Source organism: Nocardioides rotundus (assembly GCF_019931675.1).
Taxonomy (GTDB): domain Bacteria; phylum Actinomycetota; class Actinomycetes; order Propionibacteriales; family Nocardioidaceae; genus Nocardioides; species Nocardioides rotundus.
On sequence record NZ_CP082922.1, the window covers coordinates 3,529,740 to 3,555,746 of the forward strand.

The following is a 26,007-nucleotide window of genomic DNA, read 5'->3' on the forward strand; positions in this document are numbered from 1 at the left end:
CCGCCGTACCGCCGCCGGTTAGCCGCGAGTGCTCACTCCGGCTCGTCGCGCAGCCACTGGGCGAGGCGGCCGCGGGTGGAGAGCTCGCGGAGCCGCTTCTCGGTGGCCTGGCGCTGGCGGCGCGGGGTGACCACGAGCAGCTCGTCGCCGTGCCGCAGCGTGGTGCGGAAGTCCGGCACCATGGTCCGCCCCTCCCGCACGACCAGGGAGACCGACGAGCCGACCGGGAGCCGCAGCTCGCCCACCTCCACGCCGTGCAGACGGGAGGCCGGCTCGATCTGCACCTGCAGCAGGTCGGCGGCGATCCGCTCCAGCGGGGCCGCCTCGACGTCCAGCCCGCGGGGCTCCGAGCGCTGCGCCACCCCCAGCAGCCGGGCCACCAGCGGCAGCGTCGGGCCGGTCAGCAGGGTGTAGACCACCACCAGCACGAAGACCACGTCGAAGAGCTCCTCGGCGCCGGGCACGCCCTCGGAGAGGGGGATGGTGGCGAGCACGATCGGTACGGCGCCGCGCAGGCCCGCCCAGGAGATGAACGCCAGCTCCCGCGGACTCATCGGGTCCGCCCAGGCGCTGGCGAGGACCGACAGCGGCCGCGCCACCAGGGTCAGCACCAGCCCGGCGACCAGGGCCACGACGACGGTCCGGCCGTCGAAGCGCCCGGGCGAGGCGAGCAGGCCCAGCATCACGAACAGCCCGATCTGGGCGAGCCACGCGACGCCCTCGGCGAAGGAGCGGGTCGCGGCGCGGTGCGGCAGCTCGGCGTTCCCGAGCAGCAGCCCGGCGACGTAGACGGCAGCGAAGCCGGAGACGTGCACCGCAGTACCGGCGCCGTAGGCGAACAGGCACAGGGTGAGGACGGCGAGCGGGTAGAGGCCGGAAGCCGGCAGCGCGGCCCGGCGCATCAGCCAGCCGCCGCACCAGCCGACCACGAGCCCGACCAGCACCCCGCCGGCGAGCTCGCCGACGATGATCGCGAGGGTGAGCAGGGCGCCGTACTCCCCGAACGCGCCGCTGGAGACCAGCGTCACCAGCACGACGGTCGGGGCGTCGTTGAGGCCGGACTCGGCCTCGAGCGCCCCGGTGAGCCGGCGCGGCACGGGCACCACGCGGAGCACGGAGAAGACCGCGGCGGAGTCGGTCGGCGAGCAGACAGCGCCGAGCAGCACGGCGAGGATCCACGGCAGCCCGAGGAGGTAGTGGCCGGCGAGCGCCATCACCCCGACCGATACGGCGATCCCCAGGGTCGCCAGGACGGCCCCGAGGCGCAGGCTGTCGCGGACCTGGCCGAGGTCGGTGGTGAGCCCGCCCTCGCCGAGGATCAGCACGAGCGCGCCGAAGCCGAGGGCGTGGGCGAGGGCGTAGTCCTCGAAGCCGATCCCGGCCACGGACTCCCCCAGCAGCACGCCGATCATCAGGTAGAGCAGCAGGCTGGGCAGCCCGGCGCGGCTGGAGACGCGGACGGCCAGGATGGCGAGCAGGGTGACGGCCGCACCGATGAACAGGAAGGTGTCCAGCTGGTGCACGTCGAAGGTCACCCGCCGCCCCTCCTTCCACTCGCCCGGTCTCGAATCCTAGTGGCGCACGGGGGTCCCGCGAGGGACGGGCCGCGGGTCAGACGAGCCGGTGCACGAACTCCCCGAGCTGGGTCAGGTTGCGGCACTCGACCATCGGCACGATGGCGGAGTAGTCCCGCGCGGCGGAGTCGCCGGTGTCCCAGTGCCGCCGGTGCTCGGGGTTGAGCCACCAGGCATGCCGGGCGGCGTCGGCGAGCTCGCGCAGCCGGGGCAGGGCGAGGTCGGAGTAGTTGGAGCGGGCGTCGCCGAGTACGAGGAGGGAGGACTTCGGGCCGAGCGCGTCGGCGTACTCCTCGGCGAAGGTGGTGAACGCGCGACCGTAGTTGGTGCGGCCCCATCGGGCGGCGTGCGCGGTGTCGGCCGCGAGGGCGGTGAGGACGTCGGCGGGGTCGGCGCCGGGGCGGAAGTGGTGGGTGACCTCGTGCGCCTGGTCGACGAAGGTGAAGGCGCGCACCTTGCCGAACTGCTCGCGCATCGCGAAGACCAGCATCAGCGTGAAGCCGGCGAAGTTGGCGACCGACCCGGACACGTCGCAGAGCACCACCAGCTCGGTGCGGTGCGGTCGCTTGGGCCGGTGGTGGGTGGTGAGCGGGACGCCGCCGGTGGAGACCGAGGCACGGACGGTACGGCGGAAGTCCAGCGGGCCGCGGCCGTTCGCGTGCTGCTCGCGGGTCAGCCGGGTGGCCAGCCGGCGCGCCAGCGGGGTGATCTGGCGGCGCATCTCCTCCAGGTCGGTCCGGCGGGCGGCGATGAAGTCCAGCTGCTCGATCGGCGGCCGCAGGGTGGTGCGGGTGACGTGCTCGGGTCCCTTCTCCTCCGCGATCCGGCGTCGGGCGTCCGCCTCGACCCGGCCGCGGAAGCCGGCCACCCGGTTGCGCGCCTCCCGGTCGGCCTCCTCCTCGGTGCGACCGGTGGCCAGCAGCCCCTGGACGATCTGGCCGATCAGCTCCTCGGGGCTGACCCGCTGCAGGGTGGTGTAGGCCGACCACGACGACATCCCCGGCCCGCGCCCGGGCATCGCGCCGAAGCGGGCGACCGCCTCGACCGCGAGCCGGTCCAGTGCCTGCTGGTCCCCGGCCTGCAGGGCGGCATCGAGCCGCTCTCGGAGGTCCGCCAGGGCCTCCCCGGTGTCCCACCCCGCCGAGTCGGCGCCAGTTGACGCCCAGTCGGCGCCAATTTCCCCCGAGTCGGCGTCAATTAACGCCGACTCGGGGTCAAGAAGCGCCGACTCGGCGGAACCGGAGCCGATGAGGGCGGGGAACCACACCTCGAAGACCGCGTCGAAGGCCGGCCGCTGGGCGGCGCGCTTGACCAGCGTGGCGGCGTACGCCTCCCGCACCAGCGAGCGGTCGGCCAGCCCGACGGCGCCCAGCGCGGACACCGCGTCGCGGCCCTCGGCGAGCGAGACCGGGAGGCCGGCCTCGCGCAGCGCGGCGAGGAAGCCGAGGTGGCGCTCGAGCAGGCTCACGGCCGGCGTCCGGCGGCCAGCTTCAGCTCGCGCACCGCCTTCTCCTGGTCCGATGCGTGCTTGAGGACCACCCCGAGGGTCTGCCGGATCGCGTCCTCGTCCAGCGTCCCGGTCTCCAGGGCGAGCAGGGTGTGCGCCCAGTCCACCGTCTCGGCGATCGAGGGCGCCTTCTTCAGGTCCAGGTCGCGCAGCCGGGAGACCACGTCGACCAGCTGCCGCGCCAGCGCGTCGTCGAGATCGGGCACCTGCGCGAGGACGATCTCGCGCTCCCGGTCCGGCTCGGGGTAGTCGATGTGGGTGAACAGGCAGCGCCGCTTGACCGCCTCGGACAGCTCGCGGGTGGCGTTGGAGGTGAGGATGACGAACGGCCGCGCGGTCGCGGTGATCGTCCCGAGCTCGGGGATGGTGACCTGGAAGTCGCTGAGCACCTCCAGCAGCAGCCCCTCGACCTCGACGTCGGTCTTGTCCACCTCGTCGACCAGCAGCACGGTCGGGGCGTCCCGCCGGATCGCGGTCAGCAGCGGCCGGGTGAGCAGGAACTCCTCGGTGAAGATGTCGTCGTGGGTCGCGTCCCAGGTCTCGCCGTGGGCGGCCTGGATCCGCAGCAGCTGCTTCTTGTAGTTCCACTCATACAGCGCCCGCGCCTCGTCCAGCCCCTCGTAGCACTGCAGCCGCACCAGCTCCGCGCCCGTGGCGCGCGCGACCGCCTTGGCCAGCTCGGTCTTGCCGACCCCGGCGGGCCCCTCGACGAGCAGCGGCTTGCCGAGCTGTCCGGAGAGGTATGTCGTCACCGCGGTGCCCGGGTCGGACAGATAGCCCACCTCCCGGAGACGGGCGTCGGCGTCGGCGGGCGAGGAGAACCAGGTCACGCCGCGAGCATACGAGCCGGAGCACTCCGGTTCCCCGGGCCGTCAGCCGGTGCGCGGGGGACGACGTACGACCGACACGCTCGTCCTGATCCCCAGCGAGGTCAGCCAGTCGAGCAGGGAGGGATGGGCGACGGCGGCGGCGTAGACCGACAGCACCGCGGCCGCGTCCTCGTGCGGGTCGCAGTCCAGCGCGGCGAGCATCGTGGGTACGTCGTCCCGGCGCACGGTCACCCGGACGGACTCGCGGACTCCGGGCGGAGCCATGTCGACCACCAGGTCGCCCTCGATCCGATGCTCGGCCCAGGCCTCGTCGCCGTCCCAGAGGAGCTGGTACCTCACCACCCCTCCATGGTGCGCCGGGCGGCGGGTCGCGCGCTACCGCCCCTGGGTGGGCCCGATGTAGCAGAGCATCCGGAAGTCGGATCCGTCCTCGATGTTCACGAAGCCGTGCCGTTCGTAGAAGCGCCGAGTGTCGGCGTCGACCTCGTCGACGTTGATGTGCATCTCCGGCGCCCCCTGCTCCCGGGCGACGTCGCGCGCCAGACCGAGCAACACCGTCCCGCGCCCCGCGTTGCGCAGCGCCGGAACGACATAGAGCTCCTCCAGCTGCGCGACCGGCCCGTCGAACCAGATCGCCGGCCGCAGCGTGACGAGGGCGAACCCCTCCGCCTCGCCGACGACCAGCGCGAAGACGCCGTCGAGGTCGAGGATCCGCTCGAACCGCTCGGTGAGGACGTCGGCGGTGTCGGTCGGCCCGTCGAACTCCACGTTGAAGTCCCACAGCATCCGGCCGAGCGCCGCGGCGTCCGCGGTCGTGGCACGACGAGCCTCCATGCGAGGACGGTACGCCTCCGCTCGCTGGTCGAGCTCGTCGAGACCACCGCTCGCTGGTCGAGCCTGTCGAGACCACCGCTCGCTGGTCGAGCCTGTCGAGACCACCGCTCGCTGGTCGAGCTCGTCGAGACCACTACCCTCACGCCATGCCCGAGCCCGTCACCGCCGACGCCCTCCTCATCGGGGTCGGCGACCTCGGCACCCGGATCGGCCTGCGCCTCGCCGCCGACGGTACGGACGTCGCCGGGCTGCGCCGCTCCGCGCACCTGGTGCCGGGGCCGATCCGCGGCGTCGCGGCCGACCTGACCGGCGACGCGCCCCTCCCCGCCCTCGCCGCGGACCTGCTGGTGGTGTGCCTGACCGCCGACGGCCGCGATGCGGCGGCCTATCGCCGTACCTATGTCGACGGGATGGCCCGCGCCCTGGACGCGCTCACCCGGACGCCGGAGCGGGCGGTGCTGGTCTCCTCGACGAGCGTGTACGGCGACGCCGAGGGACTGCTCGACGAGGACTCCCCGCCCAGCCCGGCGCGGGAGACCGCGGCCGTCCTGCTCGAGGCGGAGCGGGTCTTCGCCGAGCGGGTGCCGGGCGGCGTGGTGGCCCGGATGAGCGGCATCTACGGCCCCGAGCGGGCCGGACGGCTGGTCGAGCAGGTCCGCCGCGGCGAGGACCCCGACCCGGCCCGGTGGACCAACCGGATCCACGAGGACGACGCGGCCGCTGCGGTGGTGCACCTGCTGCGGGGCGGGCCACAGGAGCCGACGTACCTCGTCACCGACGACGAGCCGGTCACCGCCGGCGAGGTCCGCGCCCACCTGGGCGGCCGCCTGGGCGTCGAGTGGGCGTCCGCCGACGCCGAGCCGCACGGTCGGCGGCTCTCCAACGCCCGGCTCCGCGCGACCGGCTTCGAGCTCGCCTACCCGACCTTCCGCGAGGGCTACGCGTTCGTCGGCGGCTGAGCTACTCCTCGGTGCCGGCGTCGGCGAGCTGCCGAAGCCAGCGCCGCAGCAGCGCGAGCTCCTCCGGCGCGAGCGGCCCCGGGTCGGCGACGAGCGACTGCAACAGCGCACGGGCCGGGTCGGCCGTCGCATCGCCTCGAGCGGCGGTAGCTCCGGTGATGGCGGCGATCGTCGCCTCGCGGACGGCGGTCGAGAGGTCCGGATCGGCGGCGCCGCCGACGATCTGGGTGAGGGTGACGCCGATGTTGGCGGCGAGCACGTGGTCCGCCGCCCGATCCGGGTCGACGGAGAGCAGGCCGGCCTCGGCGGCGGCGGCCGTCGTACGCCGCAGGATCCTGGCCGGGCGCTCCTGCGCCTGGGGGCGGTGGCCCGGCGCGACCTGGCCGTACATCAGCGCGTAGAAGCCGGGGTTCTCGAGCCCGAAGCGAACGTGTGCGTCCCACCCCTCGCGCAGGTCGGCGATCGGGTCGTCGCTGCGCTCCTGCGACTCCTTGACGCCGACGTAGAGGTCGAAACCGTGGTCGATGACCGCGTCCAGCAGCCCCTCCTTGCTGCCGAAGAAGTGGTAGAGCGTCGGCAGCCGCACGCCGGCCCGGTCGCAGATCGCCCGCAGCGGGACGTCCTTACCCGGGGAGGCCGCGATGAGGGAGGCGGCCGCCTCGAGCAGCCGGTCGCGGGATCCCTCCTTGCCAGTTTCTGTCACGTCGTTATAGTAACGCTATATCGCTGATATACACCCACTGGAACAGGAGAACACCCATGGCCACGCACACCCTTCAGGACAAGGTCGTCCTGGTCGCCGGCGGCGCGAAGAACCTCGGCGGCCTGGTCAGCCGGCAGGCGGCCGAGGCCGGTGCCGACGTCGCGATCCACTACAACTCCGAGGAGACCCGCCCGGCCGCCGAGGAGACGCTCACTGCCGTCGAGGCCGCCGGCCGCAAGGGCGTCCTGCTCACCGGCGACCTCACCGTCCCGGAGACCGTGGAGCGGCTCTTCGCCGACGCCGAGGCCGCGCTGGGCCCGGTCGACGTCGCGGTCAACACGGTCGGCCGCGTGCTGCGCAAGCCGATCGTGGACACCACGGAGGAGGAGTACGACGCGATGTTCGACATCAACGCCAAGTCGGCGTACTTCTTCCTCAAGGAGGCCGGCAAGCACGTCGCCGACAACGGCAAGGTGATCACCATCGTCACCTCATTGCTGGCCGCCTTCACCGACGGCTACTCGACCTACGCCGGCGGGAAGAGCCCGGTGGAGCACTTCACCCGTGCCGCGGCCAAGGAGTTCGCCGAGCGCGGCATCTCGGTGACCGCGATCGCGCCCGGCCCGATGGACACCCCGTTCTTCTATGGTCAGGAGACGCCCGAGCGGGTCGAGTTCCACAAGTCGCAGGCGATGGGCAACCAGCTCACCCAGATCGAGGACATCGCACCGATCGCGCGGTTCCTCGCCACCGACGGCTGGTGGATCACCGGCCAGACCATCCTCGCCAACGGCGGCTACACCACCCGCTGACCGACCGACCGAAGGAGTTCCCATGACCGAGATCCCCTCGCCCGTGCGCGAGTTCATCGACACCGTCAACGCCCACGACGACGCCGGCTTCCTCGACGCGTTCACCGAGGACGGCTACGTCGACGACTGGGGCCGGGTCTTCACCGGGCGCGACGAGATCAAGGGCTGGAGCGACGTCGAGTTCATCGGCGCCACCGGCACCCTCACGCCGCAGGACGTCACGGTCGACGGCGACACCGTGACGGTCGTCGGCGACTGGGCCAGCACCCACGCCAACGGCCTCTCGGAGTTCACCTTCGCCGTCGCCGGGGACAAGCTCGCCTCGATGACGATCCGCGAGGGCTGAGGAGTCGCGGCCGCCGCGCGACGGTTTTCCCGGTGCACCGGGGAAACGACCCCGGCCTGGAGACCAAAGTGCGTTCGCGCAGGTCAGGAGGGGTCTCCGGCAGCCCGGCTGAGAGGTTTCCCCGCGCCTCGCGGGGAGTTTCCCCGCGCTGGTTTGAGGGGTCGTCGCTCATGGGTCGTCCTTGTGCTGGTTGAGAGGGAGGGGCTTCGCAGCGGGTCCTAACGAGTCATCGCTGCGTGCCCGTCTGGATATCGGCGGGAGCGGCCCGGTGCTGGACGATTGTCCGCTCCCGGCGGACCGGATAGAGCCAGCGCGCGAGGCATGGACGTGGTTGGCTGCTGGCATGTCGGTTGGGGATTGTGAGAGAGCGTTCGCTGCGGCTGCCGCAGCCGACGGGGTGACGCTCGCGCGGGCTCGGGTGCCGTGGTTGATCCAGCGGGGCCACCTCGGGCTACCCGAGCAGGCAGACCCGGCACGCCAAGTCCTCGCCGACATCTTCACGGCACTGGGCGGGAACCCGGTGGCGCAGGCAGCGAAGCGGCTCACCGCGCTGCCGGGCGACTTCGTTCACGAACCGACCGGCACCTGCATAGAGGTCGACGAGTCTCAGCACTTCACCACCTACCGCCTCCTCACCCTCGACCACTATCCGGCTGGTGTGCCGTTGGGGTTCGATATGGAGGAGTACCGCTCCCTTTGCGTGCGGTGGTCCCCGAAGTCGGACAAGTACCGGGCAAACAAGCCTGCAGTCGGCTTCGGAGACGGTGGACGTCAGCGGCAGCGCGCCTACCACGACGCCCTCCGAGACCTGGCGGCCCCGGCGATGGGGTGCCCTCCGGTGATCCGGCTACCCTCGCCCGATCGAGACGGGGTCGCCGCCTACCAGCGGGTGCGTGGGCGGCTGCTGGGGTTACTCGGCTGTTCGAGGAACGAGGGTTAGGCCGCCCACTCCCCTGCCGTACTCATTGCGTCCCTGTCGGACATCGGCCGAGCACGCGGCACCTCTTCCGCTCTGTCGGGTCACGGATCATTACTGGCGATGTGGGCCGCACATCAAAGGCTGCAAGGGCAACCCATGAGCGACAGCACATCGGGGTCGTTGAGGGCGAGGGCCATGACGCGGGGAACCAGTTGGCGCAGGGCGAGCCGTCCATCACGCGCGTGCCGTCGGCTCTCATCGAGATCCTCCTGCTGGGTGAAGCGTTCCCCCCGAAACGACCCGCTCCGATGGTCGACCTCTCCGCGACATGGGCAACCGCCCGCAGTCGGTGGCAGATGGAGGACCGCGAAGGCGACGTCCATACGGAGGAGGATCGCGCCTGAGCGCGGCGCATGGTGATGAAGCCGGCCGCGCCGACTGGTTGTGAAACCTCAGGTGTGGTGCCGCCCATCTCAACGGCGCGGCGAGGTTGCTGGACGCTCTTCCGCTGACCCATGACCTCGATCAATACTGTTGACGTGCCGGGTAGCACGGTGCGCCGTAGGCAGGCGGACCGGACGCCCGGCGGGCTGGTCGCGAGGGGTATTGACAGGCTCCTCGACCCAGCCGGGCTGGTACACGGTTAGGCAGGTGCACCAGCGATTGACGATGTGGCCCGAGCCGTTGTTGCAGGCGGCTCGGGCCACAGTCGCGTGGGCTGGGTGTTCGGAGGCCACACGAGGGTGACGGACCTCAGTCCTGTAGCGCCGGGTGTACGAAGATGTTGTCGGTGATGTCGTACACGTCCTCGAAGTCGAAGTTCTCGAAGTTGATCCGGTCAACCAGGTTCGATGGGTAGGTGGCGCGAACCACTGTGTCCTCGGACGCGTTGCCGAGGTCGTCGACCATGGAGAACGTCGCGTCGATGTTCACGTCCTTGATCTTGAGGTCCGACTCCTGAACCGCTTCAAGGATGTCCGTAACGGCCATCTTGGCTCCGTCCTTGATCATCCCCTCCGATAAGTTGTCATTGATGGCGAACTGGACGCTGAGCACCTTGGTCCGTTTGTCGTAGTCGAATACCGACAGGCGTTCAACGTCCTCACGGTTCGAGTCGCCGAGTGCGTCTCGCAGGTCGTCCTCGAACTCGGCGACCTGGTCCGGCGCAGGGGCGGGCGTCGAAGGCTTCGAAGTCGCGCTGGACTCAGCCCTGGGAGCCGGTACCTCCGTCGGAGAGTGACCTGCTCGTTCTTGGTTGACGGGGGGGTCGGGGAGAAGGTTGCCGAAGACTCCGATGAGCAGCAGCACGGCGATGGTCGCAAGGATCTTGTGCCGCTTGGCCCAAGAGCCGATCGCTCGAAGGGACGCGGCGGCATCGGGCTTGGTGGTGGTGGGCATGTCCACGGGGCTCCTCGCGAGGGGACGGCTGGGGTGTCTCCTCTATCGGCGGAGTCCAACGACTGCTGGAACGGGAGTCTCCTCGGGGACTGGTGCATTGCTCATGGCCCTGGTGACTCGGCCGTAGTAGGGGCGGCTGCCTGCCGCTCTTCCGGACTGTGATGCAGGCCGCCCATGGCCTCCTCACAGGTGAGTTCGCCGAATACTGCGGTCGGATGGCATCGGCGGCGGCACCGACATGACACGCATGGAGGAAGGCGGCGGGAAGCGCACTGCGTCTACTCGAGCGCGAACAGTTCCATCAGGCAGTGTCCGATGACCTTCAGGCCGCTCTCGTCGTCCTGCTGCTCGAAGGCGCTCGCGACACCCATGTAGACGGCGGCTAACAGGACGGCGGACCTCACACGCGCAAGGTCGGACGGGCCACAGATTGAGATACGCGGACCATCGAACTGGCTCGGGTCGTTCACGTCGGCACAGTTGTCTCTGGCGAGGTCGCGGAAGAACTGGACGAGGTGCTCGGTCAAGCCCCGTTCCTCGGGGTCTCGGAGAACTTGTCGTGCTGCGCGCATCTCCAGATAGAACGAGGACGCGGGCACCTCGTTGCGGTAGCGCCATATCTTGATGGCTCGGATCAGCGCCTTGGCGACATAGTTCCGATCGCGAGCTTGATCCACATAGGCGAAGTGCTTGCTGGGCGCGCTCCTGACCCAGCCGTAGTCCTGCCCTGGATCGGGGATCTCGAACTCATCGACAGCGGTGGCGGCGATGGCCGGGACGATCTCAAGGGGCGGTGAGTTGTCGGCGAAGGTGACGCGAACCGTGGGCCGGTCGATCTGTGCGGTGGCAGAGGGAAGCATGTCGATGCTGCGAGCGAGTGCCTCTAGTGCCAGCGTGCTCTGGTCGATGCTGCGTGGCATCACCGCGAAGTAGTCGACATCGCTGTACCCGAGCACAGCGGTGCCGTGGCTCCACGAACCGGTCTCGAAGAGGTGGCTCGCTACTCCCTGCGCAAGAAGGTGCGGCTCGATGATGCTCCGGTGAGCGCTTACGGACTGCCGAGCATCTACGGATGGCGTGAACGCGTCCACGACCGTCCGGAGAAGCGAGGTCGCCGTGGACGTGGTCATTGGTTGAATACCAACTTCCACTGCGAGATCGCGTCGGCGTGCTTATCGTCGAGGTAGGCGGAGTACGCCTTCTGTGATCGCGTAACGGCGGTGTCCAACTTCGAGAGCGCGTCTTGCCGGTTGCTCTCAGAAGAGCACGGCGTGAACCGGGACCCGAGGCCGGTCGGGTCGTTCATGGCAGCAAGGTCGATGTCCTGCAGGTGCTTGAAGAAACTGGCGAGATCCATCGGAAGCACCCACGTGCCCACACCCTTCGCGAACTTGGCGGCGCGCATCTCCAGATAGCAGGACGAGATGGGCACATTCCGCTTGTACTTCCAGGTCTTGGCGAGCCGAGCGAGTTTCTTGGCTGCGCCGGAGTGCTTCGTGTTCGCGTCGTTGACGTAGGAGTTGTGGTCCTTCGGGTGGCTCTTCATCCATGCCGAGGAGTCCTTGGGGTCCGGAATCCAGTAGCCGCCGTTGACCGAGTCGATGTAGGCAGGTACCACCTCGACGGTCTCGTCACCGGAGGCGAACTCGCACACCACTGCAGGGCGCGATACGCGGACGGTTGTGTTGGGGTACTTGTCCTTGAGCGCATCTCTGACGTTATTGAGGCTCATGGTTGGCGTCGGGCGGGTGCCCTTGAGACTGACGACGTAGTCGACGTCGCTGTAGAACCAGACGCCGGTGCCGTGTTTCAGCGAGCCGGTTTCGAACATCTCCCGGACTCCGAGCCATGCGTCGAGCCGCGTCTCGATTCCGCTGCGGTGTGTCCGCGCCTTGTCGAAGGAGGTGCTCGACGGCGTGTACTTCGAGAGCAGGCCATTGAGGTAGCCGACGGTGGTCTCGCTCATGATGAGTTCTCCCGTGGTGGTGTGCGGAGCCGGTCGCCTGCAACGTAAGCCGAGGTGCCGACACCTACGACTGTTTAGTCGGCGTGCCCGTGCCGCTGCGCTTGGGTGACCTTGTCCTCGACAGTCGACCGCATGACGGTCTCGTTCTTGCGGTGGAGCGCGTTGTCGAGCCAGTCGGGCACGTAAGGATTGCTCTGTCGAAGCAACAGGACCTTGTCTTGCACGGCTCGTAGGTCGGCTTCGGTGGGCTCTCGCGAACCATCCATGCCCTTGGACCAGAGTTCGTTGACCTTGGCCTCTACGGATTCCTTGGTCCTGGCCGCCTCGAAGTTCGCCTTGACCTGCTCGCCGATCTCCTTGAATGGCGCGAGGGACGGGACGACGAGCGCCACAAAGGTGTCACCCGGCGAAAGGTTCGCGACCAGGGCGGCTACCCCAATGAGGGCGGCCAGGAGCAACGCCCCCGCAACGAGGATCCATCCCCATATGCGGTGCATCGTGGCCCCCCACCCGAAGTTCGACGACTGGCAGATCAGTACGTCGTAGGGGCGATGAGCCTTCCTGGTGTCTCCGTACCAGTTGGCGTCACGCGAGCCCTTGTAGCGCTCGGCAGCCCGAGCGATCACGATCTGTGGAGGACGGTCCGCGTGCATACTGCTCCAAGGCAGTCCGAATATCTCCGTGTCGAACTTCTCCTGCGTGGCGGCTGCACGCATGCGTAGCCACTTCTCGACGCCGCCGACGACGAACGAGGCGACGAGGAGAGCCACGCCACCCACACCGCCAACGGCCGTGCGAAGGTCCGGGTTCGCCAGCGAGACAACCACGGTTGCGACCGCCAGCAGGAAGACGACGAGGACTCGCCCTGCGAACACGAGTTTCGCGTCGCTATAGAGGCGAGCGAAGGCCCGAACCAGCCGTCGCCGGTCGGCAGTGTTCTGGGACTCGAAGATCGGCGGGGTTGTGGTCACTGGTACGCCTGCCCGCCGTTCTTGAGTGCCGTCCAGTTGCTGGCGGCGGCGATGACAGACTCTGAAACAAGCAGGTACGCCCACTTGTCGTGCACCGATTCCGATGCGTTGACCGTCTTGATCCATTCGCGGGCCGCGTCGCGCTTGGCGATGACGATGTTGGAGGTCATCTCGCTGTCGGCCTTGCCCTCAACGATCCAGTACGTGCCCTGGCTGTCGATGACGATGAAGTCGGGCTCGTACTGCCGCTGGATCGCTGAGACGTGGTAGGGGATGCGGAGGGGCACGCTGTCGTTGATGCGGATCCACGCGTTCACCTCACCGGAGCCTTCGAAGAGGGAGGCGAGGCGAAACTCGGTGGAGTAGGCGTCGAAGGTGTTGATCTCGTAGATCGACTTGGTCCAGCCCTCGTAGGGGTAGTTGCGGGTGAACTCGGCACTGGTGGTGATGACGTGCCGGTCCGCCGGGGGACGGGCCTCGGTGACGGTCGGCGGCTCCGGCCACTTCACGTGGTCGACGTCCTTGACCTCACGGGCAGGAGTCGAGGTCTGCATGGAATTGATCCACTCCGCGAGCCGCGCGGTTGCGAGCCTGCCATGCTCGGCCCGCCAGGGCGTCTCAACGGTCACGTCAGCCCCGGCCATGAACGCGCGGGCAATAGCGAGCGCCGCGTTCTGCTCGACAGCGTTCATGATGATCCCGTCGGTGCGCAGGAGCCGCTGCACAAGGTCGGTCTCGATGTCGCCGTAAGGGATCGCAGCCTGTGATGCTGCGACGGTGTAGGAGGCGTCGTGGATGACGACCTTCGCTCGGCCTTCCGCGTCGCGTTCGGCGTCGATGACCTTCTGCAGGAGGGTCGGGGCGTCGTCGTTCGCAAACTGGCGTCCCAAGACCTCCACGTCGGTGAGGTTGACCGACGCGAGGCTGAACGGGTCGCGCTCCCACCGGGTGGTGACCCGAGGCAGGAACAGCGGGATGCGGATGCCGTCGAGCGTGCGGGGCGTCAGGACGCGGGCGAGGATCCGGGTCGCTTCTTCGGCGGTCTCGACGCGGGAGTCGAGGGTGGCGAGGCTAAGCCCGACGTGGGTCTGGTTTGGGTCGGCAGCAGGAATCTCGTCGGCGTCAAAGAGGCCCAACTGGTCCGGGTCCGTGGCGGCAGCACCGGGCAGTTGAATCTGCACCTCGCCCGAAGTGGGCATGGCCTCTTCGGGGAGGTCACCGCTAGCGGTGAGCGGCACACCGGGCACGTTCTGACCGGTCTTCGGGTTCACCACGACCGTGGCGGATGCAGTGCGCTCCCCAAGGGTCTCTTCCAGCAGGGCGCGTGCGCGCTTGAGGAGTGCGGAGAACGAGTTGTGAGACAGCACCTCAACGGTGTCGAGCATCGGGTTGCCGGTGCGCTGTCCGAACGGAAGCCGGAGCCCGCGTCCAAGGATCTGCTCGGTCAGCAGGGACGATTCGAGTGCCTTAGTCGAGGAGATGACGTAGATGTTCTTGACGTCCCAACCCTCCTTGAGCATGTCCACGGAGACGACCGCGCGAATCGGGCTGTTGGGGTCTTCGAGGGTGTCGAGGAGGCGAAGGGTCTCCTCGGTCTCCTCGGAGTTGACCGAAAGCACCCTCTCGGGGCTGCCGAGCATGTCGGGTCCAGCGAGGAGGTCGCGGTACTCGTTGGCTTCGTCGATGGTCTGGGTGACCACGAACAGGATGGGTTCGACGTATGGCTTCTTGGTCTGCTGGCAGTATGCGCGCATCGCTGCCGCCTTGGCGTCGAGCAGGGTGATCCCGTCCGCCAACTGAGTGCGCGCGTCCTTGATGCCGTCCTGTCGAGAGACGAGCACGGGGATCTTCACGTACCCGTCGGCGATGGCCTCCGATAGCCGGTACCGGAAGACGATCTTCCCCTCCGGAGTGGATGGATGCGGGGTGGCGGTGAGCCCGATCATGGCGGCAGGCTTGAGGTCGTCGATCGCGGCTTGGAACTTGGTTGCGGTTCCGGAGTAGTAGATGTGGTGCTCGTCGGCGATAACCACGAGGTCGTCGGCGGCCGTCAGGTAGTCGTAGAGGCCCTGACCGAGGGTCTCGTGGGGTCGGCGCGCTCGGCGCTGTGCTTCGTCGCCACCCTTGCCCGTTCCGAGAAGCGACTGGACGGTGAACACGAACACCTTGAACGCGTTGTCATCTTCCAGCGCAGCCGCGACCTCACCACGGTCCACGCTGTCGAGCGTGATGACAACCGGGTTGCATTGAAGACCCCGGATGTACTTCCGGTGTCCGGGAGTGAGGTTCTGGATCGTCTTATTCTGGATCGTCGATCCCGGGGTCACGATGACGACGTTGCGCACACCTGACGCCTGCAGGTAGTCGAGCATCCCGCCACCGATGTAGGTCTTCCCTACGCCGGTGGCGAGGTCGGCCACCATCTCGGTGCCGTGCTCTGCGGTGTTCAGGACCTCTGCGAGCCGGTTCAGCGCCAATTGGTTGGGTTCGCGCAGGTCGAGTGTGTCGGAGATTCGCTCAACGAGAGCCTCGTCGTACGGGATGCTCACGGCTCGACCCCTTCTTCAACGGTCACCTGCACGGCGCGTTCGGCTGCGGCGAGTCGGCGACGGGTGCGCTGCGCTCCGGCCGAGAGCAGGTCGCGGGGAGCCTTACGGATCCGCGACCCCTTCGACGCTTCCCGGAGCGCTTCTTCAGTGCCCGGCAGGACGGCTTGAGCGACGATCGTGACGCTCTCCCTGTCACCGAGTTCGCTCGCGACCTGGCGGACCTCCTCGGGTCCGACGGCACCGTCGAACACTGCGAGCCGCATGCGACCCTGCTGCCCACAGAAGATGCCGTCCGGCTTCCATTCGAAGCCCAACTGGCCAGACACGGCGCGCGCGAATCGTCCGTTGGTAGCCCACTCGGCGAGCAAGACTCCGAAGGGCGTTGGCTCGTACATGGAGGGTGCGATCCGGACCTGCCTGAATCCGCCGCCGCCATGCCAGTTGACGGTTACGGCGTCTTCGGTCTTCGTGGCTGACTTCAACTGCCGCTTCACGGATGCGGTGACGTCGACGTCCGTTGCTGCGCTGGATGCGAACTTCCTGATCAGGCTCAGCAGGGACTTCGTTTCGTCGGCGTCGAGCGAGGTGGTGCCGCTCTTCGCGGCTGCTCGGACGACCTTGGCAAGTTCCGCTGCAACATCGACTGTGATGGGCGCACCGGGCTTCTCGGGGTCGCTCATCGTGTCGAGCACCTTCCCGAGAACGGTGTTGAACTCCTTGGCGTCCTGCGGAGTCACATCGTCGGGCAGAATGACGCCTTCGGCGGCGACGCGTTCGGTCGTGCTGGTGATGCCGCCGGGATCGTCGTTGGTGACGACGCGCTGGAGGCGCGGCAGCGCGAAGGTCTCGATGTTCGTGGGTGAGAGTTCGCTGGTCACCCACCGTCGTCCCATCTTGTGCGCCGTCGCTGCGGTTGCCCCTGAACCGGCGAAGCAGTCCAGAACGATGTCGCCCGGCCGCGTGGCGGAGTCGATGATGAACTGCATCAGCCGCTCGGGCTTGGGCGTGTCGAAGAGGTCCGGCGTCAGCATGTCTGGAAACAGCGCCTTGAGGTGGTTCTTGGCCTGGCGACTGCTGCCGGTCTTCTGGTTGGAGAACCAGATGTCGCTCGGAGGCAGACCCGCTTGATCCCACAGATATGCGATGCGCTTGACGGCCGTCTGATCGGCGTTGAAGAACAGTTCGCCAGATGCCATCTTCTCGTCGAAGGTGGCGCGTTCCCATCGCCAGCCGTTCTTGGGGTGCTTGATGACGTTTCCGTTGGGCGCGACCACGTCGTACATGAGGTTGGGACGAACCTTCGGATTCTGGACGTCTCGCCCGTCGTACCACGGACCCCGTGGATCGCTGTTGGGGTTCCTGTAGTGCCGGGACTTCTCGGGGTCCAGCAGGTGGTAGGGCCGCCAGCCAGCCTGCGCGCCGTAGACCAGTATCACGTTGTGGTCCTTGGCGAAGCCCTTGGCGTTGTTGCTACTGCTGTCCGTTGCGCGCCATGCGATCTGCGCAACGAACGCTCCTGCTCCGAAGACCTCATCCATGACGGCGCGCATGCGGTGAATCTCGACATCGTCGAGGTGCACCCAGATTGAACCGTCGTTCGAGAGAAGGTCCTTCATTAGTAGCAGGCGGTCACGCATGAAGGACAGCCAGGTCGAGTGCTCCATCCAGTCGTCGTAGTGCTCGAACGTCTGGCCGGTGTTGAACGGCGGGTCGATGTAGATCAGTTTGACCTTGCCCCGGTACTCGCGGGCGTACTCGGGAACCTCCGCCAGAACCCTCAGGGCGTCGAGGCTGTCACCGGTGAAGAGGAGGTTGTCGGCGTGGGGGTTTGCCCCGTTCACGTCGCCGCAAGCGTCAGTGAAGTCGGTCAGCCGAACCTCTGATGCCGCCGGATGATCGCGCTCGACCCAGACCGGCTTGCCGTCCTCGCCCTTCGGGACCAGCAGGAACTTGTCCTTGTTGGGCCAGGTGAGTTCGAGCCTCATCCCCCGGTTCTCCACTGCTGCTTCTCCTGTTGGTCTGGACGTATCCCTGATTCGGGAGCAGCGTCGACATCGGCAGGAGTGCCGGTTGGCCGTACTCCGTCGATTCAGGCCCCATGGCGTGGCATACGTCGTGTCAATCACGCGGACTCACCTTAGGCAAAGCCGTGCCGAGATACGTCTAAACGCGCCCGCTCGACCCGCCCGACGCGATCAGGAGCAGCCGCAAGAGGGCGTGGGGAGGCCCATTGCCAGCACGGCGACCTCGGCTACGACGCCTTCTGGCGTGTCTTCGATGCCTTGGGAGACGAAGGGTTCTCCGGCGGCGGCGGCGTGGCGATACCGAGCGAGCAGTCGTTCGGCTTCTTCGGGCGTGTGGGCCGCGCGGAGCACCTTCGTGATGAAATCGCGTGGGGTGCCGTCGTCGGCGAGCAGGTCGGGGATGTCGGCGGAAGGCCGGTCGTAGAGGTTGCTCATCGCGGTGGGGTCGTTGGCGATGGCGGATGCCTGGTGCCCGGTGAACCCGTGGCTGTGGAAGAGGCTGGCAGCGGTCTCGTCGACGGCGTGCTTAATACGGCGACCCCTACGTGCCCCGCCGCAAGCGCAAGGGCGAACACGCCACCACCCACCTCCCGCCTGGCACCAAGGGCACGCGCGGAGACCCCGACTACGACGAGTCGGACTCCGACAGCGAAGAAGCCGCCTGACCAGCACCGGTCACCACACCCGCAAGACCCGCTCGAACCGGCGTACCCGGTTTCGGGCGGGTCTTCGTCATTACCGGCTCGCGCATACGCGCTGACAAGCGGCTGAAGCCCTCGCCCGGTGGCCCGGATGTCCAGAGACGCCGAGAGCCACCCTCGGTCCCGATTCCTCGGGCCTCAGGTGGCTCTCGTCAGACTTTCGTCTGCTTGGCTACAGATCTTGGTCTGTAGCCCGTTGGCGGTGGCGGAGGGATTTGAACCCTCGGTGGACTTGCGCCCACAAACGCTTTCGAGGCGTTCTCCTTAGGCCGCTCGGACACGCCACCGCCGGAGAGGCTACCTGAGCCCCAGCGCCCGACGCACATCGAAGACGACCCGACCCCCTCCCCGAAACGGGCGGATCGTGGATAGGTTCCGTGCATGGCAGGCACGAAGCGGTGGATCGCGCCGCAGGACGCGATGTTCCTCTGGGGCGAGACCCCGGACACGAAGATGCACGTCGCGTCGCTGACGATCTTCACCCCGCCGCCCGACGCCGGGCCGACGTACCTCCGCGACCTGCAGGAGGAGCTGCGCCACGCCCCGGTCGAGTCGCCGTGGGACCTCAAGCTCAGCCACCCCAAGCTGCTCACCCACCCGCTCCAGTCGTGGGTGCGCGACGACGACTTCGACATCGACTACCACGTACGGCGCTCCGCGCTGGCCTCGCCCGGCGACGAGCGCGAGCTCGGCATCCTGGTCAGCCGGCTGCACTCCAACCAGCTCGACTTCACCCGCCCGCCGTGGGAGCTGCACGTGATCGAGGGGCTCGAGGGTGGCCGGTTCGCGACGTACGTGAAGGTGCACCACGCGCTGGTCGACGGCTACACCGGCAACCAGATCTTCTCCCGGGCGATGTCGACCGACCCCGACGACCGCACGCACCCGTTCTTCTTCTCCCTGGAGAAGCCGCGGCGGGAGAAGGCACCCACGGAGGTGTCCTCGCTGCTGGGCCAGGTGGTCGGCACGGTGACCGGAACGGCACGCGGAGCGGTGAGCCTGGCCGGGGCGGCCGCGGACGTCGGCGCGAACGCGGCGAAGGCGATCGCCTCGCTCGAGGTGGGCGGGCGCAACGACGCCGACCTGACCAACCCGTTCTCCGCGCCCGACACGATCCTGCAGCGGCCGACGGGACGCAACCGCCGCTTCGCCACCCAGCAGTACGACATCTCCCGGCTGCGCGCGATCGCCGACGCGTCCGGCGGCACCATCAACGACGTGGTGATGGCGATCTGCGGCGCCGGGCTGCGCCGGTTCCTCCTGGAGCAGGACGCGCTGCCCGACAAGCCGCTGGTGGCCTTCATGCCGGTCAACCTGCGCGAGGAGGGCACCGAGGGCGGCGGCAACAAGGTCGGTGCGCTGCTCGCGTCGATGGGCACCGACCAAGAGGACCCGAAGGCCGAGCTGGAGGCCGTGATCCGCTCAACCACGGGCGCGAAGGGCCAGATGGCCGGCCTGGGACAGGGCGCCGCGCTGGCCTACTCCGGCTATCTGCTCGCGCCGGGCGCCTTCCAGGTGCTCGCCGCGCTGGCGGGCCTCCAGCACAACCCGCTGCCCACCGCGTTCAACGTCTGCCTGTCCAACGTGCCCGGGCCGCGTGAGGCGCGCTACCTGCGCGGCGCGCGGATCGAGGCGACCTACCCCGTCTCCATCCCGATCCACGGCATGGCGCTCAACATCACCCTGCAGTCCTACGCCGGCACCCTCAACCTCGGGTTCGTCGGCTGCCGCGACGCCGTCCCCTCGCTGCAGCACCTGGCCGTCTACACCGGCGAGGCGCTGCAGGCGCTGGAGAAGGCGTACGGCGTGGGGCCGGCCGCCACGGCGAAGAAGAAGGCCCCCGCGAAGAAGACGTCCGCCACGAAGGCCCCGGCCACGAAGGCGGCGAAGAAGAAGGCGCCCGCCAAGAAGGCTGCTACGAAGAAGAAGGCCCCCGCGAAGAGGACGACCAGCAAGAAGCCCGCCACCAGGAAGGCTCCATGAAGCTCCCCACCGCCGTCACCCGCCGACTCCCGACCCCTCCGCTGCCGGAGGAGGCGGTCGAGCTGCTCGACGACCCGCGCTTCGGCAAGCTGCTGGCCGAGCAGGCCGCCGAACAGGACCGCAGCGAGGCCGACGTGCGCGCCGAGGCGGCGTCGTACCTCACCGAGATGTCCGCCGCGCACGACAAGCGCACGACGCAGGGCTGGGCCCGGCTGGGCGAGTGGTTCATGCGCGCCTACGACGTGCTGGTCGATGAGGACCAGCTCGCCGCGCTGCGCAAGCTCGACCGCACGCACAGCCTGGCGTTCGCGTTCAGCCACCGCTCCTACCTCGACGGCTTCGTGGTGCCGAACGTGCTGAGCGCTCGTCGCTTCTCCCCCACCTTCACCTTCGGCGGGGCCAACCTCGACCTTCCGGTGATCGGCACCGTCGCCAGCCGCACGGGCGTCATCTTCATCCGCCGCAAGACCACGGACCTGCCGGTCTACCGGCTCACGCTGCGCTCCTACATCCGCCAGCTGGTGCGGCACCGGCGCAACGTCGCCTGGTCGATCGAGGGCGGGCGGACCCGCACCGGCAAGCTGCGGCCGCCGGTGCACGGGATCTTGAAGTACCTCACCGAGACCGTCGAGGGCGCGGACGCCCCGGACGTGCAGATCGTGCCGGTCTCGGTGGTCTACGACCAGCTGCACGAGGTCGCCGCGATGACCGAGGAGGCCCGCGGCGCACGGAAGAACCCCGAGGACTGGCGCTGGCTGCTGCGTTTCGCGCGACTCCAGCGCGACCGGCTGGGCCGCGCCTACCTCACCACGGGCGAGCCGTTCTCCCTGCGCGACCGGATGGCCGAGCTGGAGGAGGCCGGAATCACCGAGCATCAGGCCGTCGAGCGGGTGGCCCTGGACATCTCGCACCGGCTCAACCAGGCCACCCCGGTGACGGTCACCGCGATCGTCTCGCTCGCGTTGCTGGGCGCGGACCGGGCGCTGACCATGGACGAGGTGCTGGCGACCGTCGAGCCGCTGGCCGCCTACATCGACTCCCGCGAGTGGCCGGTCGCCGGGGCCGCGAACCTGCAGGACCGCTCCACCGTGCGCCGCGCCCTGCAGGAGCTGGTGCGCAGCGGGGTGCTCACCGTCTATGACCGCGGCACCGAGCCGGTCTGGCGGATCGGCGAGGACCAGCACCTGGTCGCCGCGTTCTACCGCAACACCGTCATCCACATGCTGGTGGACCGGGCGATCGGCGAGCTCGCGCTGCTCACCGTCTCCGAGCTCGACCCTGGCGCCGACCTGCCCGTCGGCGGCCCGCTGCGGGTCGGGTGGGACGAGGCCCAGCGGATGCGGGACCTGCTGAAGTTCGAGTTCTTCTTCCCCGGGCGCGCGGAGTTCGAGCGCGGGCTGCGCACCGAGCTGCGGCTGCTCACCGGCGAGGACCTCAACGACCTCACCCCCGAGCGGGCGCGGACCCTGCTCGACCAGGCGCGCCCGCACCTGGCGCACCTGGTGCTGCGCCCGTTCCTGGACGCCTACCTCGTGCTCGCCGACCGGCTGGCCGACCACGGCGATGAGGAGGTCGACACTGAGGAGCTGCTGGAGGAGTCGCTCCTGATCGGCCAGCAGTGGCAGCTGCAGCGCCGCGTCGCCAGTGCGGAGTCGGTGTCGCTGGAGCTCTACCGCACCGCCCTGGCCCTGGCCCGACACCGCGGCCTGCTGGACGCCGAGCCGGGCGTCGGGCAGCGGCGCGAGGCGTTCGCCGCCGAGCTGCGCGACTCGGTACGTCGGGTCGAGCTGATCGCCGACCTGGCCCGGCACACCGACCAGGCAACCCCGGGCCTGCACCCCGCGCGTGAGGGCGCCGAGCCGTGACCGCTGGCATCTCCGAGGAGGTGCGCAGGCACCTGGCCGCGGTGGAGGACGGCCCGCAGGGGCCGGAGGTCGGGGCGTTCTTCGACCTCGACGGCACCCTGGTGGCCGGCTATACCGCCGCCACGTTCTACGGCGACCGGCTGCGCGGCCGCGAGGTGTCGGCGGCCGACTTCGTCCGCACCGTGGTGACCGCGGTCGACGGCGAGCTCGGCGGCGACCCCACCCGGGTCGCCACGCTGGCCTTCCAGGCGCTGCGCGGCCAGTCCGAGGAGTCCTTCGCCGACCTGGGCGAGCGGCTCTTCCGCTCCAAGATCGCCGGGACGATCCGGGCGGAGGCGCGCGCCCTGGTGCGCGCGCACCAACGGGCAGGGCACACGGTCGCGATCGCGTCCGCGGCGACGCCGTACCAGATCGGCCCGGTCGCGCGGGACCTCGGCATCGAACACCTGATCAGCACCCGGCTGGTCGTCGAGGACGGCCTCTTCACCGGGCAGACCGACGGGCCGATGCTGTGGGGGCGGCACAAGGCCGCTGCGGTGCGCCGCTTCGCCCGCGAGCACGGGGTGATCCGCAAGGAGTCGTGGGCCTACGGCAACGGATACGAGGACGTCGGGTTCCTCGCCAGCGTCGGCCATCCGGTCGCGCTCAGCCCGCACCGCGACCTGCGTACGGCGGCCGAGCGGCTCGGCTGGCAGGTGCTCGACCTGGCCGACCCGAAGCGCGGCTCGCTGCTCGCCGCCGGCCGGACGATGGCGGCGCTGGGCTCGATGAACGCCGCCGTCGGCGCCGGGCTCGCCTACGGCGCCGCCACGGGCGACCTGCGCCGCGGCCGCAACGCCGCGATCCGGCTGGCCTCGGGGATCCCGCTCTCGGTCGCCGGCGTCTCCGTCGACGTGCAGCACGAGGAGCGGCTGTGGAGCCACCGCCCGGCCGTGTTCGTCGCGAACCACCAGAGCGCGCTGGACATCCCGGTGCTCGGGTCGCTGCTGGCCGAGGACTTCACCATCGTGGCGAAGAAGGAGGCGCGCTGGGACCCGCGCGCGATGATCGGGTCGCTGGTGATCGACCCGGCCTTCATCGACCGCTCCGACTCCGGCTCGGCACGCGCGACCCTCGACGGCGTCGTGGAGCGGATCCGGTCCGGCACGTCGCTGATGATCTTCCCCGAGGGCACCCGATCGCCGACGCCGGTGCTGGGCCCGTTCCGCAAGGGCGCCTTCCACATCGCCGCGCAGGCCGGCGTCCCCGTCGTCCCCGTCGTGCTGCGCAACACCGGCGAGCTGATGCCGCGCAGCTCCCTGGTGCTGCGCCCCGGGGTGGTCGACGTGACCGTGCTGGAGCCCGAGACCGGCTGGACGAAACGCAACCTGAGCAAGCGGGTGGCCGCGCTGCACGCGAAGTACGCCGAGACGCTGGCGCACTGGCCCGAGCCCGAGGAGGAGGCCGGATGACCACGGACGCGGAGCGCTGGGCCGCGGCGGCCGCCTGGTCCCGCCGTACCACCCTCACGCCGATGGAGACCGTGCTCTGGCGCGCCGAGCGGCACCCCGTGCAGTCCTCGGTGTCGGTGCTGGCGATGGAGCTGGACGCCGCGCCGGAGTGGGAGCGGTTCGTCGCCGCGCACGAGTGGGGCACCCGCCTGGTCGCGCGGCTGCGGCAGCGGGTGGTCGACCCGGCGCTGCCGACGACGGCGCCGGTGTGGACGGTCGACGAGGACTTCGACCTGGATCGACACGTACGCCGGACCGCGGCCGCCGACCGGGACGAGGCGCTCACCTTGGCCGCCGAGCTGGCCGTGGAGCCCCTCGACCGCGACCATCCGCTGTGGACCGGGCTGTTGGTGGAGGGACTCGAGGGCGGCCGCGCGCTGTGGGTGCTGAAGATCCACCACGCGCTGGCGGACTCCCTCGGCGCGGTCGAGCTGCTCTCGCTCCTGCAGTCCCACACCCGCGAGCACGTGCCGGACAAGCCGGTCGTGCCCGGGCCGTCGGTGTCGGACGCCCCCGACCCGGTCGACCTCGCGACCCGCGGCCTGCTCCACGACCTCACGGCGCTGCCGGTCCGCGGCGCGGAGCTGGCGCGCGGCGCGGTGACGGCGGCGCTGCACCCTCGCGCGGTGACCGGGGCGGGGCTTCGGTACGCCGCCTCCCTGCGCCGCCTGGTCTCCCGGCAGCCGGCACCGCCCTCTCCGGTGCTGGCCTCGCGGGACCGCCGGGAGTGGCGGTTCCTCGCGCTGACCTGTCCCTTGGAGGGGCTGCGTGCGGTGGGCGCCGAGGCGGGCGGGTCGCTCGCCGACGTCACCGTGGCGGCGGTGCTCGGCGGGCTGCAGCGCTACCACGCGGCGCACGACTCGTCGCCGGCGGCGCTGCCGGTCGCCGTACGCGTCTCCCTCGACCGGGCCGACGACCTCGGCAACCGGTTCGCGACCGCCATGGTGTCGGGGCCGTTGGGGATCGACGACCCGATCGACCGGATCGCGGCGGTGCGGGGCGAGGTGCTGTCGCTGCACACCGAGCGGGCGCTGGACGCGTTCGCCGCCTTCGCGCCGGTGGCGAACCGGCTGCCCGCCGCGGTGGGCGCGGGTGTCCTGGCGTCCGGTGCCGCGGCGGACGCGTTCGTGCTGACCCTGCCGGGGCCGTCGCAGGCGGCGTACATGACCGGCGCCCGGGTCGAGGGGCTGTGGTCCTTCGGGCCGCTGCCGGGGACGGCGCTCACCGCGACGCTGGTGACCTACGACGGGATCGGGTGCCTCGGGGTGACCGTGGACGCCGCGGCGGTGGACGACCTCGACGTACTGCGGGAGTGCCTGGCCGAGGGGCTCGCGGAGATGGCCTCAGCGGCCGGGTGAACCGACCGAGCGGGCGCGCAGGGCGAGCGGCAGGGTCGGGAGCGAGAGCAGGCCCGCGGCCAGCATCGCGGTCGGGAAGCCGACGCCGGCCGCGATCATGCCGACGAGCACGCTGCCGAGCGCCGTACCCGCGTCGAAGCCGATGTTCCACACCGCCGACGCCGTGTGGGTACGGCTCCGCGGGACCGAGGCGAGCGCGAGCACCAGCGTCAGGTTCTGCAGCGCGCCGTAGGAGAGGCCGAGCAGGGCGCAGGCGGCGAGGAAGATCGCGGTGTGCTCGGGGGTGCGTACGGCGAACGCGACGGCCGCCATCGCCACGACGGTGACGCCCACGAGCGGGGCGAGGAAGGGACCGGGGCCGTGCCGGTCGGCGAGCGCGCCGGCGCGCCACCGGCTGAGCGCGGCGACCAGGCCGAGGAGGAAGAGGCCCCAGGTGGCGGTGACGGGCGCGTCGACGATCTGCGGGGCGAAGGTGATGATCGCGCCGCCGGCCAGGGTGACGCCGAGCAGGATCGCGGCGGGCGGGATGAGCGCGCGGTCGGGGCGGCCCCCGGCGGTCTGCGCGTCGTCCTCGTCGCCCTGAAGGTGCCGGGCGAGCGCGGGGGCGAGGGGGACGCCGAGCAGCGGGAGCCCGGCGATCAGGAACATCAGGGTGAAGCCGCCCTCGGCCACCACCAGCGGACCCAGCGGCAGCAGCACCAGGTTGGGCAGCGCGACGGCCAGTCCGTAGGCGCCGATCGCCGCACCCCGCCGCCCCGGCTCGACGAGGAGTCCCGCGGCGGCGCTGCCGGTCACGGTGAGGATGCCGAAGCCGGCGCCTCGGACGGCTGCGAGGGCCAGGATCGCCGGCAGCGCGTCGCTGACGGGTTGGGCGACCGCGCCGATGCCCATCAGCGCCAGTCCGCTGCCGAGGACGGCGCTCCAGCCGAACCTGTGCAGCAGTCGCGGCACCGCGGTCTGCGTCGCCACGGTGGCCGCGAGCAGCACGAAGTTCACCAGCCCGGCCCCGGCCTCCCCGGCACCTCCGCGTACCGCCCACAGCGGCGCCACCGGCAACAGGACGGCGTACCCCGCGAACCCGAACACGGTCATCGCGGCCAGCACCCGGATCCCGGGTACCGACCACACCGACGGGCTCCTCCGCGCTGCGCTCACCCCGGCATCCCTATCACCCGAGTCGGCGCTTGTTGACGCCGAGTCGGCGCTACTTCACCCCGA

The 26,007-nt window shown here is 69.8% G+C and carries 22 protein-coding genes and 1 tRNA gene; 8 read left to right on the forward strand and 15 right to left on the reverse strand.

Annotated elements, in window-relative coordinates:
- Positions 1-32 precede the first annotated feature (32 nt).
- The 5 genes from K8W59_RS17430 to K8W59_RS17450 form a co-directional block, all read right to left on the reverse strand.
- Positions 33-1,535, reverse strand: a complete 1,503-nt coding sequence (locus K8W59_RS17430) for a potassium/proton antiporter (protein WP_223396221.1) — start codon at positions 1,533-1,535, stop codon at positions 33-35.
- A 76-nt stretch (positions 1,536-1,611) separates the two neighbouring features.
- A complete protein-coding gene (locus tag K8W59_RS17435; RefSeq protein ID WP_223396222.1) occupies positions 1,612-3,042 on the reverse strand; it encodes a VWA domain-containing protein in 1,431 nt (476 codons plus the stop codon).
- Positions 3,039-3,911 (reverse strand): AAA family ATPase, encoded by an 873-nt coding sequence (locus K8W59_RS17440; RefSeq protein ID WP_223396223.1) that lies wholly within the window; start codon positions 3,909-3,911, stop codon positions 3,039-3,041. Before K8W59_RS17440 ends, K8W59_RS17435 begins: the two co-directional genes overlap by 4 nt.
- Before the next feature lie 42 nt (positions 3,912-3,953).
- Positions 3,954-4,250 carry a hypothetical protein gene (locus tag K8W59_RS17445; protein ID WP_223396224.1) on the reverse strand — a complete coding sequence of 99 codons (297 nt, stop codon included), beginning with the start codon at positions 4,248-4,250 and terminating at the stop codon, positions 3,954-3,956.
- A gap of 36 nt (positions 4,251-4,286) precedes the next feature.
- Entirely contained in the window at positions 4,287-4,745 is a 459-nt protein-coding gene (locus K8W59_RS17450) for a GNAT family N-acetyltransferase (protein WP_223396225.1), read from the reverse strand.
- 146 nt (positions 4,746-4,891) lie between these two features.
- Here K8W59_RS17450 and K8W59_RS17455 point away from each other — a divergent pair, with 146 nt between their 5' ends.
- Positions 4,892-5,704 carry an NAD-dependent epimerase/dehydratase family protein gene (locus tag K8W59_RS17455; RefSeq protein ID WP_223396226.1) on the forward strand — a complete coding sequence of 271 codons (813 nt, stop codon included), beginning with the start codon at positions 4,892-4,894 and terminating at the stop codon, positions 5,702-5,704.
- Position 5,705: 1 nt separating this feature from the next.
- Here the strand turns inward: K8W59_RS17455 and K8W59_RS17460 are convergent, their stop codons facing one another.
- On the reverse strand, positions 5,706-6,407 hold the full coding sequence (locus tag K8W59_RS17460; protein WP_223396227.1) for a TetR/AcrR family transcriptional regulator: 702 nt from the start codon (positions 6,405-6,407) through the stop codon (positions 5,706-5,708).
- Positions 6,408-6,463: 56 nt separating this feature from the next.
- On the opposite strand from K8W59_RS17460, the gene K8W59_RS17465 reads away from it, so the two are divergent.
- The 3 genes from K8W59_RS17465 (at position 6,464) to K8W59_RS17475 (ending at position 8,505) form a co-directional block, all read left to right on the forward strand.
- Complete coding sequence (locus K8W59_RS17465) at positions 6,464-7,219, forward strand: SDR family oxidoreductase (protein ID WP_223396228.1); 756 nt, start codon at positions 6,464-6,466, stop codon at positions 7,217-7,219.
- A gap of 22 nt (positions 7,220-7,241) precedes the next feature.
- Positions 7,242-7,565 (forward strand): nuclear transport factor 2 family protein, encoded by a 324-nt coding sequence (locus tag K8W59_RS17470; protein WP_223396229.1) that lies wholly within the window; start codon positions 7,242-7,244, stop codon positions 7,563-7,565.
- A 427-nt stretch (positions 7,566-7,992) separates the two neighbouring features.
- Complete coding sequence (locus K8W59_RS17475; protein ID WP_223396230.1) at positions 7,993-8,505, forward strand: DUF7255 family protein; 513 nt, start codon at positions 7,993-7,995, stop codon at positions 8,503-8,505.
- A gap of 732 nt (positions 8,506-9,237) precedes the next feature.
- Here the strand turns inward: K8W59_RS17475 and K8W59_RS17480 are convergent.
- The 8 genes from K8W59_RS17480 to K8W59_RS17515 form a co-directional block, all read right to left on the reverse strand.
- Positions 9,238-9,882, reverse strand: a complete 645-nt coding sequence (locus tag K8W59_RS17480; protein ID WP_223396231.1) for a hypothetical protein — start codon at positions 9,880-9,882, stop codon at positions 9,238-9,240.
- 278 nt (positions 9,883-10,160) lie between these two features.
- Positions 10,161-11,012 (reverse strand): nucleotidyltransferase domain-containing protein, encoded by an 852-nt coding sequence (locus K8W59_RS17485; RefSeq protein ID WP_223396232.1) that lies wholly within the window; start codon positions 11,010-11,012, stop codon positions 10,161-10,163.
- Entirely contained in the window at positions 11,009-11,848 is an 840-nt protein-coding gene (locus K8W59_RS17490) for an SMODS domain-containing nucleotidyltransferase (RefSeq protein WP_223396233.1), read from the reverse strand. Before K8W59_RS17490 ends, K8W59_RS17485 begins: the two co-directional genes overlap by 4 nt.
- Before the next feature lie 74 nt (positions 11,849-11,922).
- Complete coding sequence (locus tag K8W59_RS17495; protein WP_223396234.1) at positions 11,923-12,819, reverse strand: S-4TM family putative pore-forming effector; 897 nt, start codon at positions 12,817-12,819, stop codon at positions 11,923-11,925.
- On the reverse strand, positions 12,816-15,368 hold the full coding sequence (locus K8W59_RS17500) for a DEAD/DEAH box helicase (protein ID WP_223396235.1): 2,553 nt from the start codon (positions 15,366-15,368) through the stop codon (positions 12,816-12,818). The genes K8W59_RS17495 and K8W59_RS17500 overlap by 4 nt, the downstream gene beginning before the upstream one ends.
- On the reverse strand, positions 15,365-17,353 hold the full coding sequence (locus K8W59_RS17505; protein WP_223396236.1) for a site-specific DNA-methyltransferase: 1,989 nt from the start codon (positions 17,351-17,353) through the stop codon (positions 15,365-15,367). The genes K8W59_RS17500 and K8W59_RS17505 overlap by 4 nt, the downstream gene beginning before the upstream one ends.
- A gap of 210 nt (positions 17,354-17,563) precedes the next feature.
- Positions 17,564-17,827, reverse strand: a complete 264-nt coding sequence (locus K8W59_RS17510) for a hypothetical protein (protein WP_223396237.1) — start codon at positions 17,825-17,827, stop codon at positions 17,564-17,566.
- Positions 17,828-18,290: 463 nt separating this feature from the next.
- Positions 18,291-18,380 (reverse strand) — tRNA-Ser (locus tag K8W59_RS17515).
- 94 nt (positions 18,381-18,474) lie between these two features.
- On the opposite strand from K8W59_RS17515, the gene K8W59_RS17520 reads away from it, so the two are divergent.
- From K8W59_RS17520 to K8W59_RS17535, 4 genes are read left to right on the forward strand one after another with little or no spacing between them, the layout of a single operon-like run.
- On the forward strand, positions 18,475-20,076 hold the full coding sequence (locus K8W59_RS17520; RefSeq protein WP_223396238.1) for a WS/DGAT/MGAT family O-acyltransferase: 1,602 nt from the start codon (positions 18,475-18,477) through the stop codon (positions 20,074-20,076).
- Positions 20,073-21,941, forward strand: coding sequence for a lysophospholipid acyltransferase (locus K8W59_RS17525; protein WP_223396239.1), 1,869 nt, complete (start codon positions 20,073-20,075; stop codon positions 21,939-21,941). The genes K8W59_RS17520 and K8W59_RS17525 overlap by 4 nt, the downstream gene beginning before the upstream one ends.
- Positions 21,938-23,392: an HAD-IB family hydrolase gene (locus K8W59_RS17530; protein WP_223396240.1), complete on the forward strand. Its 1,455-nt coding sequence runs from the start codon at positions 21,938-21,940 to the stop codon at positions 23,390-23,392. The genes K8W59_RS17525 and K8W59_RS17530 overlap by 4 nt, the downstream gene beginning before the upstream one ends.
- On the forward strand, positions 23,389-24,789 hold the full coding sequence (locus K8W59_RS17535) for a wax ester/triacylglycerol synthase domain-containing protein (protein ID WP_223396241.1): 1,401 nt from the start codon (positions 23,389-23,391) through the stop codon (positions 24,787-24,789). Before K8W59_RS17530 ends, K8W59_RS17535 begins: the two co-directional genes overlap by 4 nt.
- Here the strand turns inward: K8W59_RS17535 and K8W59_RS17540 are convergent.
- Complete coding sequence (locus K8W59_RS17540) at positions 24,775-25,917, reverse strand: MFS transporter (protein WP_223396242.1); 1,143 nt, start codon at positions 25,915-25,917, stop codon at positions 24,775-24,777. The two genes, K8W59_RS17535 and K8W59_RS17540, sit on opposite strands and share 15 nt — an antisense overlap.
- Positions 25,918-26,007 lie beyond the last annotated feature (90 nt).

Coding starts and splice junctions, on each gene's coding strand:
- K8W59_RS17465 (WP_223396228.1), top strand. CDS start 6,464: ATGGCCACGCACACCCTTCAGGACAAGGTCGTCCTGGTCGCCGGCGGC.
- K8W59_RS17520 (WP_223396238.1), top strand. CDS start 18,475: ATGGCAGGCACGAAGCGGTGGATCGCGCCGCAGGACGCGATGTTCCTC.
- K8W59_RS17510 (WP_223396237.1), bottom strand. CDS start 17,827: ATGAGCAACCTCTACGACCGGCCTTCCGCCGACATCCCCGACCTGCTC.
- K8W59_RS17525 (WP_223396239.1), top strand. CDS start 20,073: ATGAAGCTCCCCACCGCCGTCACCCGCCGACTCCCGACCCCTCCGCTG.
- K8W59_RS17480 (WP_223396231.1), bottom strand. CDS start 9,882: ATGCCCACCACCACCAAGCCCGATGCCGCCGCGTCCCTTCGAGCGATC.
- K8W59_RS17505 (WP_223396236.1), bottom strand. CDS start 17,353: ATGAGGCTCGAACTCACCTGGCCCAACAAGGACAAGTTCCTGCTGGTC.
- K8W59_RS17490 (WP_223396233.1), bottom strand. CDS start 11,848: ATGAGCGAGACCACCGTCGGCTACCTCAATGGCCTGCTCTCGAAGTAC.
- K8W59_RS17485 (WP_223396232.1), bottom strand. CDS start 11,012: ATGACCACGTCCACGGCGACCTCGCTTCTCCGGACGGTCGTGGACGCG.
- K8W59_RS17535 (WP_223396241.1), top strand. CDS start 23,389: ATGACCACGGACGCGGAGCGCTGGGCCGCGGCGGCCGCCTGGTCCCGC.
- K8W59_RS17470 (WP_223396229.1), top strand. CDS start 7,242: ATGACCGAGATCCCCTCGCCCGTGCGCGAGTTCATCGACACCGTCAAC.
- K8W59_RS17450 (WP_223396225.1), bottom strand. CDS start 4,745: ATGGAGGCTCGTCGTGCCACGACCGCGGACGCCGCGGCGCTCGGCCGG.
- K8W59_RS17455 (WP_223396226.1), top strand. CDS start 4,892: ATGCCCGAGCCCGTCACCGCCGACGCCCTCCTCATCGGGGTCGGCGAC.